Annotated in this window: 11 protein-coding genes; 7 read left to right on the top strand and 4 right to left on the bottom strand. The window is 43.2% G+C overall.

From position 1 onward, the window contains the following. Positions 1–294: 294 nt before the first annotated feature. Complete coding sequence (locus ACE1CD_RS19200; protein ID WP_374794813.1) at positions 295–3,858, bottom strand: protein kinase; 3,564 nt, start codon at positions 3,856–3,858, stop codon at positions 295–297. Here ACE1CD_RS19200 and msrA point away from each other — a divergent pair, their 5' ends adjacent. The 3 genes from msrA (at position 3,859) to ACE1CD_RS19185 (ending at position 4,901) form a co-directional block, all read left to right on the top strand. Beyond that, positions 3,859–4,332, top strand: coding sequence for a peptide-methionine (S)-S-oxide reductase MsrA (msrA, locus tag ACE1CD_RS19195; RefSeq protein WP_374794812.1), 474 nt, complete (start codon positions 3,859–3,861; stop codon positions 4,330–4,332). It begins immediately after the preceding gene. A 78-nt stretch (positions 4,333–4,410) separates the two neighbouring features. Continuing rightward, positions 4,411–4,611, top strand: coding sequence for a hypothetical protein (locus ACE1CD_RS19190; protein WP_374794811.1), 201 nt, complete (start codon positions 4,411–4,413; stop codon positions 4,609–4,611). Beyond that, positions 4,611–4,901, top strand: a complete 291-nt coding sequence (locus ACE1CD_RS19185) for a DUF2087 domain-containing protein (protein WP_374794810.1) — start codon at positions 4,611–4,613, stop codon at positions 4,899–4,901. The genes ACE1CD_RS19190 and ACE1CD_RS19185 overlap by 1 nt, the downstream gene beginning before the upstream one ends. A gap of 17 nt (positions 4,902–4,918) precedes the next feature. Here the strand turns inward: ACE1CD_RS19185 and ACE1CD_RS19180 are convergent, their stop codons facing one another. Both ACE1CD_RS19180 and ACE1CD_RS19175 read right to left on the bottom strand, forming a co-directional pair. Further along, complete coding sequence (locus tag ACE1CD_RS19180) at positions 4,919–5,857, bottom strand: ParB/RepB/Spo0J family partition protein (protein ID WP_374794809.1); 939 nt, start codon at positions 5,855–5,857, stop codon at positions 4,919–4,921. Next, positions 5,844–6,479 (bottom strand): AAA family ATPase, encoded by a 636-nt coding sequence (locus tag ACE1CD_RS19175; RefSeq protein WP_374794808.1) that lies wholly within the window; start codon positions 6,477–6,479, stop codon positions 5,844–5,846. Before ACE1CD_RS19175 ends, ACE1CD_RS19180 begins: the two co-directional genes overlap by 14 nt. Positions 6,480–6,771: 292 nt before the next feature. Here ACE1CD_RS19175 and ACE1CD_RS19170 point away from each other — a divergent pair, with 292 nt between their 5' ends. The 3 genes from ACE1CD_RS19170 (at position 6,772) to ACE1CD_RS19160 (ending at position 12,230) form a co-directional block, all read left to right on the top strand. Beyond that, positions 6,772–7,473 (top strand): Uma2 family endonuclease, encoded by a 702-nt coding sequence (locus tag ACE1CD_RS19170; RefSeq protein WP_374794807.1) that lies wholly within the window; start codon positions 6,772–6,774, stop codon positions 7,471–7,473. A 109-nt stretch (positions 7,474–7,582) separates the two neighbouring features. Next, a complete protein-coding gene (locus ACE1CD_RS19165) occupies positions 7,583–12,052 on the top strand; it encodes an NACHT domain-containing protein (RefSeq protein ID WP_374794806.1) in 4,470 nt (1,489 codons plus the stop codon). A 16-nt stretch (positions 12,053–12,068) separates the two neighbouring features. Beyond that, complete coding sequence (locus ACE1CD_RS19160; protein ID WP_374794805.1) at positions 12,069–12,230, top strand: hypothetical protein; 162 nt, start codon at positions 12,069–12,071, stop codon at positions 12,228–12,230. Between the two features lie 463 nt (positions 12,231–12,693). Here ACE1CD_RS19160 and ACE1CD_RS19155 read toward each other — a convergent pair whose 3' ends face one another. Continuing rightward, positions 12,694–13,959, bottom strand: a complete 1,266-nt coding sequence (locus ACE1CD_RS19155; RefSeq protein WP_374794804.1) for an RNA-guided endonuclease InsQ/TnpB family protein — start codon at positions 13,957–13,959, stop codon at positions 12,694–12,696. A 157-nt stretch (positions 13,960–14,116) separates the two neighbouring features. On the opposite strand from ACE1CD_RS19155, the gene ACE1CD_RS19150 reads away from it, so the two are divergent. Continuing rightward, positions 14,117–14,248 carry a hypothetical protein gene (locus tag ACE1CD_RS19150; RefSeq protein WP_374794803.1) on the top strand — a complete coding sequence of 44 codons (132 nt, stop codon included), beginning with the start codon at positions 14,117–14,119 and terminating at the stop codon, positions 14,246–14,248. Positions 14,249–14,252 lie beyond the last annotated feature (4 nt).

Below are 14,252 nucleotides of genomic sequence, written 5' to 3'. Positions count from 1 at the left end.
CTGATGCCATAACAAATAAATTGAATGAAAGCTTTCTTCAGCGCTTGCTGAGTCAGCAGCGCTGAAGAAAAATTTTTACAGAGATTAGTACATGAAAAAATTAAGAACCTAAATACAACAATAGAGATTGTTTTGATTAATCTACTCTGGCTGTTGGCTGAAATAATGCACGTAAAAGTTCAATAGGAAACCTTACATAAGAAATAGAATTACTATGCCTTTTGTAGGAAATTTGTGGCGCTCGCTTTGCTGTAAAGCTAGAATAAAATCACCAAAAACCCAAATAAGCGCTAGCTAATTCAACACACTTAAAAGTGCTTGTTTAAAAGCTCTAGCATTTTTGAAGTGAATCTGAGGATTATCGACCAATGCCAAATCAATTAATTCGGCTAACGGTTTGGGAATAGAACTATTGCGTTGCAAAATAGGCACTGCATTTGTTTGCAATACCACCAAAAATGGGTCTTTTTCAGTGAAATCACGGGGGAATTTACCAGTTAGCATATTGTAAAGGCAGGCGGCTGCTGCCCACACATCTACCTCTGGGTTGACATATTTAAAATTAATCACTTGCTGTCGCGCCATAAAACCGGGAGTACCAGCGCTTGTCCCGGTCATCGTTTGACCGCTTAAACCAGCTAAATCAAATGCTTTGGCTAACCCGTAGTCGCCAATTTTAACTGTGCGGGAGTTATCATTATTGAATAGAAAGATATTATCTGGTTTGAGGTCGCGATGAACTAAACCATATCCTTTAGCGATCGTACCATCGGCTTTTTTAACGCAAGGAATTTCCGCTTTGTGGGCATAATCCAAAGCATCCAAGATTTGTAAAATAATTGGAATAGCTTCATCAACAGATAATCTGCCATCTCTTTGCCGAATTAAATCAGCTAAAGTGCCACCATTGCAATATTCCAAAGTCAAAAAGAACGTACCGTTGCAATAGCCGGATTCCTTAAGCTGAACTATATTAGGATGGTTTAACGCTTTGGTATTTTCCACTTCTCGCAGAAACATTTCTACTGCCCAAGGTTTGACAGCTACTTTTGGTAGCATTACTTTCAGAGCAACTTCTTCACCAGTATTGTCATTGCGAACTAAATAGACTTCACCCATTCCTCCCTTACCTAACTGTTTGATGGTGGTATAACCTTCAATAGCGATAAGATTCGGATTAGCTGAATTAATTTGCAGAACTAAATGCTGCTGATTTTGCAAAAGTTCTATTCGTTCGGTAGAAATTGGTACGGGTAGCAGTTCTAGTGTTTCCGTTGCGTTGTCTATTTCGATACTAACTCGGAAGACGGTATCAGCTAACTTGATTTCATCACCATGTTTTAAGTCATATTCTGGAAACTTTATCTGTGCGGCGTCTTCTGGAGTTTGTTCTGCTTGGCGCTGTCCGATTTTTTGGTTGTTGACGTAAGTGCCGTTGCGACTGCCAAAGTCACGGATACGGACATCGGGAGGATTGATATCTAGGAGACAGTGATAGCGAGAGACGAAGCGATAATCTGCATCGTCCGGTAATTGAACATAGCAATCTGTGGCGCGACCAATAATGCAGGTAGTACGGGAGTCGAATTCAAATGTTTGTCCTTTAAGATTTCCTTGTGCAACGGTAAGGATGACTTTGACTGGCATCAATTGCTGTTGAGTAGACCCAGAGGATTGATTTGCTGTTTGAGGGATAAATCTCTCCGGCTGTATTTCTTCTACCAATATACGGTAATCGAGTTCCCACCTATCTTTATTTATAAAAGAATTTAGAGGGGTTAACTCTAATTGGGATGAATGATCAACCAGGTTTTGTTCGGAAAATCTAATTTCTGGTGTTTTAGGTGTTTCATCTACAACAACATTTTCTCCCAAAAATGGCGGTGGTTCCCAATTAGCTGCCATTGCTTCTAACTGCTGACGCACGCCTTCAGGACGCAGCCAGCCATAACCCGCACAGCCAAGGGTGTAGAGTAAGTTTTGGAAATCTTTTTCTGCCCAAGTAGGAGTACCACAGCGAGTGAGGGCTAAAGTTATTTGTTCTTCTGTTGGTTCGCCCTCTTGCGGTAGAGTAGCAGCGTAGGGCGTGTGCAGGGTGAGGAAGTTTTGCAGATGGGGCCTAGCTCCTTCGTCCCAGTCAGCCCTTTCGCGGTCTTCTAGTTCCCAGTCTACAAACCATAGTTTTAAGGTACCGTTCGATCGCCCGCATATAATGTATTGGCCATCTGCACTGAAACACACGGAATTCACCGCATCGTTTCCTGCCAGAGTACGCAGACAGCGACCTGTAGCTATTTCCCATAATTTTAGGGTTTGATCGTGGCTTCCGGACGCGGCGATTTGGCCATCTGCGCTCAAGCTGACTGATTTAACCCCATTTGTGTGTCCTTCAAAAGTATGCAGGCAGCGACCTGTAGCCACTTCCCATAGCTTTACAGTTTTGTCACGGCTCCCGGAAAGAGCAAGTTGATTATCTACACTCAAACAAACAGAAGTCACTAGATCTGAATGTCCTTCAAAGGTACGCAGACAGCGACCTGTAGCTATTTCCCATAGCTTCAAGGTTCGATCGCAGCTTCCAGAAAGAGCAAGTTGGTTATTTGCACTGAGGCTGACTGATTTAACCTGTTCTGTGTGTCCTTCAAAGGTACGTAGACAATTCCCTGTAGCGACTTCCCACAGCTTCACAGTTTTGTCAAAGCTTCCCGAAAGCGCGAGTTGGTTGTCTGCACTCAAACACACTGAAGCTACTAAATGTGAATGTCCTTCAAAGGTACGTAGGCAATTGCCCGTACCGACATCCCACAACTTCAGAATTTTGTTCCTATTACCGGAAAGGGCAAGTTGACCATCTGCACTCAGACTGACCGAAAGTACCTCCCATAAGCCTCCCTTAAAACTACGCATAGGTAGACCTGTTAGTACTTCCTGTAGCTGGAGCGTTCCGTATTCACTCCCAGACAAAACCCATTGATTATTCGCGCTCAGACTAACTGAGTTTACTGAACCTATATGCCCTCCAAAAGAAGTCCTTACCCATGCACTTATGAATGCTTTACGCGGCAGACACAGGTAAAGTGAAGCCCAAGCCTTGAAAGCTTCTGTGTTGCGAGTATATTCTGGTTGCGATCGCACTGAGCGAATAAGTTGAGCTGCTGTTACATAATCCTCCTTCGCTTTAGCAATTTGTGCCTGTTTTAATTTCTGTGTGAAAAAGAGGATAGTCTCAGTTGTCATTACCGGAGACAGATTTATCGGTGCCAGATTTTCTTTTTTAAAATCTAAAGCTTTTTTCTTTAGAGCTTGAACTTCCTGTCGCTCTGCCTCTGTTCCCTGAATACGAGCCAAAGTGTCTAATGCTGCTTTCCTATCCCCGCACTCCAAATGCGCTGCTGCTAGGAAATAAGTACTTTTCCAATCTCGATCGTATTCATACCACATCTTCATCATTAGCCAGATAAAAATATTTAAATTATCTGCCTGAAAAGGAGGGGAATGATCTATTAACTCCCGTGTTCTGCCAGAACGCCACAATACTATCGCTCGATTATACGTAGATTCTGGATGGTATGGTTGCATCTGCAATGCCTCCTTCCACAGTTGCAGTGCTTCTTCCTGTTTCCCTAAGTCGAGCAATGACACAGCGCGGTTGTTAAGTGTGTCCCCGATATCTATAGCTGCATTTGGTTCGGGAAGGGGGTAAGTTTCCTCTGCCACTTGCTGGTAAATCTCTTTCAACTGATTCGCCACTTCCAACATTGTGCGAGGACGTTCCTCTGCATTTTCTCGAAAACATCGTCGCAGCAAATTAGCTACCGAATTAGGCATTTGCGGCAACTGGGCATCAGTTTCTCCCATTTGCAAATAATTCTCCAGTGCGACAGCTGCTGCATTGCCAGATATACTTTTCGCGGGGTGAAGGGGGTTTTTTCTACTTGCGTTGGTTATACAGGCGGACATTGGCCTAATCCTTGCTATCTGGATGTTTGCGCTAGAGTGACAGGTCACGCGGAAGCTGTACAGATCGAATATGACCCAGCACAAGTAAGCTATGAGGAATTGTTAGAAATTTTTTGGAACTGCCACGACCCTACTCAACTAAACCGTCAAGGCCCAGATCGTGGCGAACAATATCGCTCTGTCATTTTCTACCACACGCCAGCGCAACAAAAAGCAGCACAAACCTCTAAAGAAAAGCTTCAGCAGTCTGGTAAATACGAAAAGGAGATTGTGACACAGATTCAACCCGCAGGTGAATTCTATTTAGCAGAGGACTATCATCAGCAGTATTTGGAGAAGAAACGGCGTAAGTTGGGAACAGCTGGTATGTGACCATTCGATCGCCATTATGTACGATCGCTTTAGTTCCGACCAATTGATTTAAAAGGTACGATCGAACATAAAAGTTTTATGGATAAGGATTACCACAAACAAATCCAACAGCGTGGGATAGAAATACTGGTAGACAACTATGGCATCGAATCCGTAATTGTCAGACTAGCTGAATACTGCCAAACCCAAGCTAAAATCGCCCCAGACAACATTTCTGAACACTGGCAGGATATTGCCCAAGCGCTATCGCAGATTCCAGAAGGATGGGACGTTGAGTGATGAGCGAACTGGAAAATTACCTCGACTCACAAGGGCGCATTACCGAATGGCCTTCTAAACGCAACAAGGGTAGGTTCCAACAACTGGTACTGGAATACTTGGCCGAGCGTTTTGAGGTTGGGATTACCTACTCCGAAAAAGAAGTTAATGCCCTACTAAACCAGTATCACAATTTCAACGATCCAGCCCTCTTGCGCCGAGAGATGATCGAACGTCGCTTACTGGAAAGGACGCGAGATGGCAGAGCTTACTGGCGGACTGCTACGTCTGAGCTATCCGATCGCACCTAAATAACCTTATCCTGTGTTTAGTCTTCTACACTTGAATCAGAAACCAGTGCTTCTATCTGCCCTAACAACTTCTCCAACTCTTTTTGTTTCTGAGGATCGTCCCAAACGTTTGATTTCTTTAACAGGCGATAGCTATTATCAACTCGACTTTTGAGAGTTGGATTTTTTGGAGCATTAGTCACTTGAGGACGATTGAGAGCCGCTACCTTTTCCTTAATTTGAACTAGCGGCAAGTCAAGTGCGACGGCTTCATCCAACAAGCTACGCCTCGCCGAGGGATCTTTTACTCTGGCAATGACTTGCGCTTTCGTATAAGCAATCTCGCCTTTTCGCAGTGCCTCCTTGATTTCTTCCGGCAGTTTGAGTAACGGCAACCGAGTAGTAATGAAAGATTCCCAACTGACTAAACCCAAGGAATCAAATAAAGACTGAATTGCTTGACCTTCTGAGTTAGTCAAAACGTTTTGACTAACCAAGCCGCTGTTTTCATTTCGCATTCGGTAAAGCCGATTCGTTACCTCTGGTACTTCCATTTCTAACTTGAAAGACAGCAATTGCAGAATTCCTTCCGTTTCTTCAACCGGGCTGAGGTCTTCCCGTTGCAGGTTTTCAATTAGCGAGAGTTGCAAAGCTTCAATATCAGTCAGTTGGCGGATAGTAACCGGAACAGAGGTTAAACCAGCAGCTTTTGCCGCTCGGTAACGTCTTTCTCCGGCTACCAATTCGTACTGGTTAAGTTGTTCGGGTAGTGGACGCACCAGTAATGGCTCCAAAATGCCGTGCGCTCGAACTGATTGAGTTAGTTCCTCTAGTTTTTGCGAATCGAAATAGCGTCGGGGCTGGCTTGCAGGTAACGTTATGGCTGTTATCGGTACAGACTGGGGATTTTCAACCGGGGTGGAAACTTCTTCTTCTCCAAACACAAATTGTTTGAGACTGCGCCTATTTGCCGCCATTCAAAACCTCCAGGGCTTCTTTAAACAATGATTCGTAATCTTTGGTAGCTTCTTTGGCGGCTACTCCTGATAATTGGAAAACCGTGCGCTCTTGTCCGGGCGCATCCGCTAGACACTGCCGTTGGTAGATGGTGGTAGAAAGCAGGGGAAAGTTGCTTTCTTTGAGCAGTTGTTTGGCTTCTTGTAATAATAGAGTTCCTTTAGTAGCACGGCTCAAAAACATAGCAGCTTTAGGCATTCCTCCTCTGAGTTCTTGGGCGTGTCGGATAAACCGAAGAATTTTGGTGCTGCTATGGAGGTCTAGACCCGAAGGTTGACAGGGAACGAGTGCTAAGTCGCACCGAGCCAGTATAGCTTTGGTAACTTCGCTGAGGCTACCGGGGCCATCTACTACTACAGATGTGTATTTTTCCGCTAGTTCGGGGAGTACTTCAAATAATTCTTCTGGGTCGCTGACTACTTGGTAGGGCATATCCAATGCTTTGAGCCAAGTGGAACTACTTTGTTGGGCGTCGGAGTCTACTAGCAGTACATCTCCTCGTTTTTTGAGCCAGTAAGCCATGTGTACGGCTGTGGTCGATTTGCCCACTCCGCCTTTTTGATTTGTGAAGGATATAATCATGGTTGCGAATTTCTGGGTAAACGATTAGGTGCTGAAGCGAATAATCAAGTGATTTATTACCTTTCGCGCTCTCGTAAGTAGTTTTGGGCTGCTTGGATGGGAAGGATTGGGAGTCCAAGCTCTTTCCTGAGTGACGCTGTTTCTCAAAGGTACGACATTTGATGATAGTCGTTTTTCGTCTGGGGTTGTAGCTGGAAAGCGATTTAGTTATTTTATATCACCAGACATCGATTATTGAAAAAATAGAGTTTCTAGAGCCAGGATAGAATAACAAGTTTGCCGGAGTTTTTATATGGTTCAATCTGACCCTAAACTAAAGTTACCAACAAGTGCTGAACTTCCTTGTTCTGACGATACGCCTGTGGATAACGAAAACCAAAATTTTATTCCCAATTTTTTATTATTTCTACTTGAGTTTATTTGGGCGAATCGCCAAGATTGGTTTTTTGGGGTGGATATGGGAATTTACCATACAACGGGATTGAGCCCTCTTGTCCCGATTGTCCCTGATGGATTTTTGAGTTTGGCAGTAGAACGTCGCAAGGGAAGCGGTTCGCGTTCCAGTTATGTCGTTTGGGAAGAAAATAATATTGTCCCGATTTTTAGTTTAGAAGTTGTTTCTCGCACGCCTGGGGGAGAGTACGATGAGAAAATGCAAACTTATGCTCGGTTGGGCGTACTTTATTATGTAATTTATAACCCGGATTATTGGCAACGGGATAGGCATCAACCTTTGGAAGTTTATCGGTTAGTTGATGGTGCTTATCGCTTGCAAATTGGCGAACCGTTTTGGATGGCTGAGATTGGATTGGGAATTGGTCGCGCAATTACTCAGACTGGTGGATTGCAAAGGGAAGTGCTTTCTTGGTTTAATCAACAAGGAGAGAGATATCTAACTCCCGAAGAAATTGCGGCAGAAACACAACGGGAATTAGAAGAACAAAGGCAACTGCTGGAACGATATCGGCAGCAATTTGGAGATTTACCTGGATAAATAGAGATTAGTGTTAAGGAAGAGGTGTTTATCTTTAGCAGTCTCAGCTAAGATCGTGCTTAAATAAAACGTCGCCTTCCCCTACCAGAAGGAACGTCTCGGTGACACCATGCAACCCGATCCAGTTCTTAATATCATTAAAACAATTGCTAGCTCGGCAACTCCTCTTATCAAGGGTAAGCTTGAGCGCAATGAAACTGTCATTAAATTATTAAAGCAATTTAATCTTAATCCCGAACATCCACCTGCTGATTTTAGTGGAGTTTACGTTTACGCCTTAGTGGAGTACGGAGTCGGTAAACCTAAACTCATTTTAGAACTCTTTCAACAAAAAGAGATTCAGCAGGCGTTTCGGCAAGCGTTTGACCAAAATAATCCCTCAATTCTCCTCAAAGAAGGCGAGGATTTTCTCAATGCCTATGCTTTGGGAGATGAAATTCGAGAACTGGGAATTGATGTCCGTCGAGAGTTCGCTGCCTTTGCTGCTGTTTTTATTGAAGTAGCCAAGCGCACGCGGACGCCAGCTGAAGTTCTTACGAATCAGCAGATAGAGTCTTTGCATCAAAGCATTACCACCATCCAAGAGCGATTAGATAGACTAGCAACAGTAGAAGGAATTAGGACAGAGATAGCACGGTTAGCTGCACAGAATGAGCCAGTACTCCAGGCTGCCAAGCCTTCAACAGCCGAGAAATGTGGAGCGTTCGCTTTAGCCCAACAGATGAAAGGCTGGTTTGAAACGTTGGGATATCGCTTTGAGAAATATGAAGTTTGGGAAAACGACTATTTTGAATGGATTATCAACATCCCAGTCCGGCGGAATCGATACGATCGCATTTTAGTACGTGGGATTGAAGGAGAGGTAGGAATCAGCGATGTTGTGGCTGTACAACAGTCTGTGGAAATGCAACGAACGGATGAAGGATGGCTGGTTACTACTCGTCGAATTTCACGGGCGGCGCGGGATGAAGTTGAGAAAGAGGAAAATCGACACCTTGACTGCTATACCTTCGACGAACTCTTAGACCAGGATGCTGACTTCAGCGGCTATCTTAATTGGTTAGAGGCAGAAGTAAAACGCCGGGATATTGAGAAAAAGTATGTGCCGCTAGCTTGCACTAAAGAAGAGATCGACTCCGTTACTAAGCGTCGGATGGCAGTGAGTCGTTACGATGAACGCGACGGTTGGATTGATGGTTACATAGACCGTTGGTTAGATGACCCAGCTAAAGAACATATTTCGATTCTGGGGGAATTTGGTACGGGTAAGACTTGGTTTGCTTTTCACTATGCTTGGACGGCGCTACAACGTTATCGGGATGCTCAAAAACGTGGCATTGAACGCCCTCGTCTGCCGTTAGTGATTCCGCTGCGCGATTATGCTAAGGCGGTGAGTGTGGAGTCTTTGTTTTCTGAGTTTTTCTTTCGCAAGCATGAGATTCCTATTCCTGGTTATTCAGCTTTTGAGCAACTCAACCGTATGGGCAAGCTGCTGCTAATTTTCGATGGCTTTGATGAAATGGCAGCAAAGGTCGATCGCCAGCAGATGATTAATAATTTTTGGGAGTTGGCGAAGGTGGTAGTGCCTGGAGCGAAAGTCATTTTGACCTGTCGCACAGAGCATTTTCCAGAGGCGAAAGAAGGACGGGCTTTGTTGAATGCAGAATTACAAGCTTCTACAGCTAGTTTGACTGGTGAAACTCCTCAGTTTGAAGTGTTGGAACTGGAGAAATTTAACGATGACCAAATTCGGCAGGTATTGTCTTTGCAAGCGGCATCCCCGACAGTCGAGCAAGTGATGGGGAATGCCCAACTATTGGATTTAGCTCGTCGTCCGGTGATGACGGAGTTAATTTTGGAAGCGTTACCGGATATTGAAGCAGGTAAGCTTGTGGATATGTCGCGGGTTTATTTGTATGCTGTGCGGCGCAAGATGGAGCGAGATATTAAGGCAGAACGCACTTTTACTTCTTTGGCAGATAAGCTCTATTTTTTGTGCGAACTGTCCTGGGAAATGCTCTCTACTGACCAGATGAGTCTTAATTATCGATTATTTCCCGATCGCATCCGTCGCTTATTCGGTTCAGTTGTCCGCGAAGAAAAAGATTTAGACCACTGGCATTATGACATGATGGGTCAGACGATGTTGATCCGAAATGCTGATGGAGATTATACTCCAGCACATCGATCGCTGTTGGAGTTTTTTGTTGCCTATAAGTTTGCCGCTGAGTTGGGGGTATTGACTCCTGATTTTACAGAGTTGGCTCAAGGACAGTCACATTTGGATGAAGGTGCAACGCCTCAAAATTACACTTGGTCTTCATATTTTCAGCATCAGATGAATAAGGTAGATAATATAGTGTCGATTCCGTCTCTTAAGGAATTTACAAGTGAATCTCTATCACAGCTTCATCATACCTTTGGGCTAAAACCTTTGACGAAAGCGGTAATTGATTTAATTATTCCAATGCTTAAGTCTCAGGAAGAGACCAAGGAACGAATATTGGAGATTGTTACAGACACCAAGGGTAAGTCTGAAGCTCAGGTAGCTTATATAGGCGGAAATGGAGTAACGATTTTGTTGAAAACCGATCCATCTGCTATTGAAGATTGCGATCTGAGTGGTAGCGTAATTTTAGGCGCTGATTTTATCAACGCTAGCCTCCGAAATGTTAATTTTACTAATGCTAATCTAGCTAATTCTATTTTTTCCAAAGTTTTTGGTGCAGTCTTTTCAATAGCATTTAGTCCAGACGGTAAATTACTTGCTACAGGTGATGCTAATTGTGACATTACTTTATGGCGAGTTGCAGATGGTCAACAAATTTTGAGCTTGCAAGGGCATACTGACTGGATACGAGCAGTAGTTTTTAGCTTGGATAATAAAACCTTAGCTAGTGCCAGTTTTGACCAAACAGTAAAACTATGGAATATTCACACTGGAGAATGTTTACGCACCTTTCAAGGGCACAGTAGTCGCGTAAGCTCAGTAGCGATCGGTTCTGATAACAAAATTTTAGCAAGTGGCAGCGATGACAGCACTGTAAAACTATGGGATATCCAGACTGGAGAGTGTTTAAAAACCTTTCAAGAACACATTTGTGCAGTAAGAGCAGTAGCAATTAGTCCTACTAATAACGAAATTCTAGCTAGTAGTAGTAATGATGCAACGGTAAAACTATGGAATATACAGACTGGAGAGTGTTTAAAAACTCTGCTTGGGAATGCCAAGGCAATACGCACACTAACAATCAGTCCTAATGGAAGAATTCTAGTCACTGGTGAAGACCAAGCTGTGAGACTGTGGGATATTGTTACAGGAGAATGTCTAAAAACTTTACAAGGGCATTCTAAATCGGTAAGATCGGTAGCTATTAGCCCCGATGGGAAGACTCTTGCTAGCGGTAGTTATGACCAAACTGTGAGACTGTGGGATATTGTTACAGGAGAATGTTTGAAAACTTTACAAGGACATTCTAACTGGGTAAGGTCAGTAACAATTAGCCCCGATGGGAAGACTCTTGCTAGTGGAAGTGATGACCAAAGTGTAGTTTTTTGGAACATTGAAACTGGAGCATATTTAAAAACTTTGCATGGTTATGCTAGTGCAGTACGCTCAGTTGTAATCAGCCCCGACGGTACAACTTTAGCCAGTGGTAGTGAAGACAAAGCTGTTAGGCTTTGGGATATTCGTACAGGAACTTGCTTAAAAACTTTGCAGGGGCATATCGCTAGAGTAAATTCAGTAGCACTCAGCCCCGATGGTAAAACTTTAGCTAGTGGTAGTTATGACAAAACAGTAAAACTTTGGGATATTCGTACAGGAAAATGTCTAAAAACTTTGCATGAGGATACTACAGGCGTAATTTCAGTAGCATTTAGTCCTGATGGTAAAGCTTTAGTAAGTCTAGGCGGTGCTGTGAAAATAAGAGTATGGAATATCAGTACCGGAGAATGCCTGAAAATTTTTGATGCACATAGCGACTGGTTATGGTCAGTCGCTATTAGTTCTGATGGTCAAACTCTAGCAACTTGCAGTGATGACCAAACTGTAAAACTTTGGAATATTGAAACCGGAGAATGCCTAAAAACTTTACACGGACATACGAATGGAGTGCTTTCAGTTGCTATCAGTCCAGATGGTAAAAGCCTAGTTAGTGGAAGTTCCGACCATACCGTAAAACTTTGGGATATACGGGCTGGGAAATGTATGAAAACTTTAGAAGGACACACTAATCGGGTATCCTCAGTGGTAATCAGTTCAGATGGTAGAACTCTAGCTAGTAGTAGTTTTGACCGAACAATTAAGTTTTGGGATCTAATTACTGGAAAATGTTTGCAAACCTTGGAAGGGCATACTAATGGAGTAAGAACAGTTAGTTTTAGCCCCAATGGTCAAACTTTGGTTAGTGGTAGTTTTGATGAGACAATCAAGCTTTGGGATGCTAATACTGGTGAGTGCTTAAAAACCTTAAGTAACAAACTCTACGCAGGAATGAATATCACGGGTGTTATGGGCTTAACGGAAGCTGAAAAAGCTACTTTGAAAAATTTAGGGGCAGTAGTAGATGGGGAGTAGTAGAGAATTATGAATTGTGGAAAGAACGATCGCAGACTTATCCAATGCTACTAGAAGACAAATTCGATCTTACAGCGGTTTCCGCTGCTATGAGGTACAGTCAGAAATTACCAAACTTATTTCTTTCAGTCGCTACCACTATAGTTGGTGTACCTCACTACAGCGGGAACCGCTGTAAGCCAAGTGTCTGAATAACGTACATAAGATAGCGTCGGATTGGCGATCGCTATTTCTCAGCCATTGGTATCATGGTTTTAGCCTTTTGAAAGCTTTATCAGCAGTTCAATCGAGTTTTCCCAGGACAAGAACTGAACTGCCGATCAAATAACTTGGCCTTGCTTTTTTCTTCTTAAGTCTATACTACCATCAAATAGGTGGTTATAGGTCGGGAAGATGTTTTTCAAAAAAAAGACCGCAAGGTTACATCAGGCGCTAAGACGTATATTCGAGATTGCTGTGGAGCCACGCGAGTTCTGTAGGAACTGGTTTGAAGCTGACGAGGAAATGGAAGCGAGTCGGGGATACCGAAGTAAATGTATAGATTTGTTGAGCAAAGTCACTGGCGTTAGCCCTGTAACTATCGATAACAAGTGACGTTCTCTCACCGTTAACCCTACGGGTATAACGAAAGCTTCTCAAGATTAAAATAGAGTTAATTGAACTCCATTAAAACCCCAAGCTTCAGGTTTCACAGGTTGAATAACTTCTTGACCTCCACCCGCAGAAACGATGAGTCCCACCGCTTGTAATGCTTTATTTAATATATTGACCGCAGCATTTTCATCACGGTCTAGAATTAATCCACAGCTAGGACATTCATGAGTCCGAACTGATAACGTTTTGGGAACCTTTACCCCACAACCAGAGCAATTCTGCGATGTATTATGTGGCGCAACTTTAACAATATGAACTCCGCATTTTACTGCCACTGATTCCAGGATGTTAATGAACGCACTCCACGCAGCATCATAAATTGATTTTGCTAGTTTTGAGTTACGGGCAAGATTCTTTACCTTGAGGTCTTCTACTGCAATTAAGTCATATTTCCTCGTTAACTGATAAGCAGTCTTGTAGTGGAAATCTTGACGTTGACGGGCTATCCTTTGGTGAATCCGGGCTACTTTATTTTGCTGTTTCTTCCAACCATTTGAGCCAAGCTTTTTACGTGATAGCTGTCGTTGCTGACGGGCTAAATGTGCTTGTGTTTTCCGATAGTGCTGTTGAATTGGTATAGTCTGACCATCTGAAGTGGTAAGGAATTCTTTTAGCCCGACATCTACACCAACAACATTCTCAACTGCATCTATAGGTAAAGGATTTGGTACTGAATCATCAAGCAGGCTAAAACTTACATACCAGCCATCTGCTTTATAAATAATTGTTGCCGTCTTCACCTCAAACCCTTGTGGTATAGGGCGATGCACGATTACTGGTATTATCCTAAGCCTGGGAATTCTCAGATTATTACCTTCAAGGAAACACGCAGCTTTAGGATGGTTTACCCTGGAAAAAGTGAATGAGCGTAATTCCCCTTTTTTCTTAAACTTGGGACGTCCGCCTCGATTACCATCCTTATCTGGTAGCAACCAACGCCACCACACCTTATCAAGCCGTTTAAGATTCTCTTGCTGAATTTCGTGGTAAATTTCTTTGTACTGAGGAAACAGCTTTTTAGTTTCCTTTAGTTGTGCTGACTCGTTCTCAAAGGTTGGTTTAAATTCCGGTATTTCTCCTATTGACTCAGAAATAATAGAGCAACGGTCAACTTGAGAACGGGTACGATGTAGCCAGTCAAAACGATTACCTAATACCCAGTTCCGATGCCGACGCAACAATTCCAACCACTCAAACATTACGGCTTGCTGTTCTGAATTTGGCTGAATTTTATACTGGTAAGTAAATCGCATCTTTATCTACAAATTTTTAAGATTATAACATTAACTAACTAAAAAGTTGCGGCGCTTTTATTAGTTTGGCAACAATTCCCCTTCCGCTAATACTTTGTATATAACGGGAGTCCCCTTGTTGCATCCGTGATGTGGTGGAGGTATTGAATTTCAAAAAATGCCTGCTATGTACCAGAAAACACTCGCCTATGCAGATACCATCCGCCATACCTTATCGAGTATCAGAGATGACGCAGAACTGCTAGAAGCTGTTCTTGAGTACCTGAAGCGTCAAAAAAAACCAAGATAAACCA

Origin of the sequence: Aerosakkonema sp. BLCC-F183 (assembly GCF_041929145.1) — a bacterium.
Taxonomy (GTDB): Bacteria; Cyanobacteriota; Cyanobacteriia; order Cyanobacteriales; family Aerosakkonemataceae; genus Aerosakkonema.
The sequence above is the reverse complement of the archived record's forward strand: the minus strand, read 5'-3'. Positions and strand labels throughout refer to the sequence as shown.

What these genes read in the sequence shown, in the direction of transcription:
- ACE1CD_RS19200 (WP_374794813.1), bottom strand. Translation starts at nt 3,858, where the DNA reads ATGGGAGAAACTGATGCCCAGTTGCCGCAAATGCCTAATTCGGTAGCT.
- ACE1CD_RS19190 (WP_374794811.1), top strand. Translation starts at nt 4,411, where the DNA reads ATGGATAAGGATTACCACAAACAAATCCAACAGCGTGGGATAGAAATA.
- ACE1CD_RS19185 (WP_374794810.1), top strand. Translation starts at nt 4,611, where the DNA reads ATGAGCGAACTGGAAAATTACCTCGACTCACAAGGGCGCATTACCGAA.
- ACE1CD_RS19180 (WP_374794809.1), bottom strand. Translation starts at nt 5,857, where the DNA reads ATGGCGGCAAATAGGCGCAGTCTCAAACAATTTGTGTTTGGAGAAGAA.
- ACE1CD_RS19175 (WP_374794808.1), bottom strand. Translation starts at nt 6,479, where the DNA reads ATGATTATATCCTTCACAAATCAAAAAGGCGGAGTGGGCAAATCGACC.
- ACE1CD_RS19170 (WP_374794807.1), top strand. Translation starts at nt 6,772, where the DNA reads ATGGTTCAATCTGACCCTAAACTAAAGTTACCAACAAGTGCTGAACTT.
- ACE1CD_RS19165 (WP_374794806.1), top strand. Translation starts at nt 7,583, where the DNA reads ATGCAACCCGATCCAGTTCTTAATATCATTAAAACAATTGCTAGCTCG.
- ACE1CD_RS19155 (WP_374794804.1), bottom strand. Translation starts at nt 13,959, where the DNA reads ATGCGATTTACTTACCAGTATAAAATTCAGCCAAATTCAGAACAGCAA.
- ACE1CD_RS19150 (WP_374794803.1), top strand. Translation starts at nt 14,117, where the DNA reads ATGCCTGCTATGTACCAGAAAACACTCGCCTATGCAGATACCATCCGC.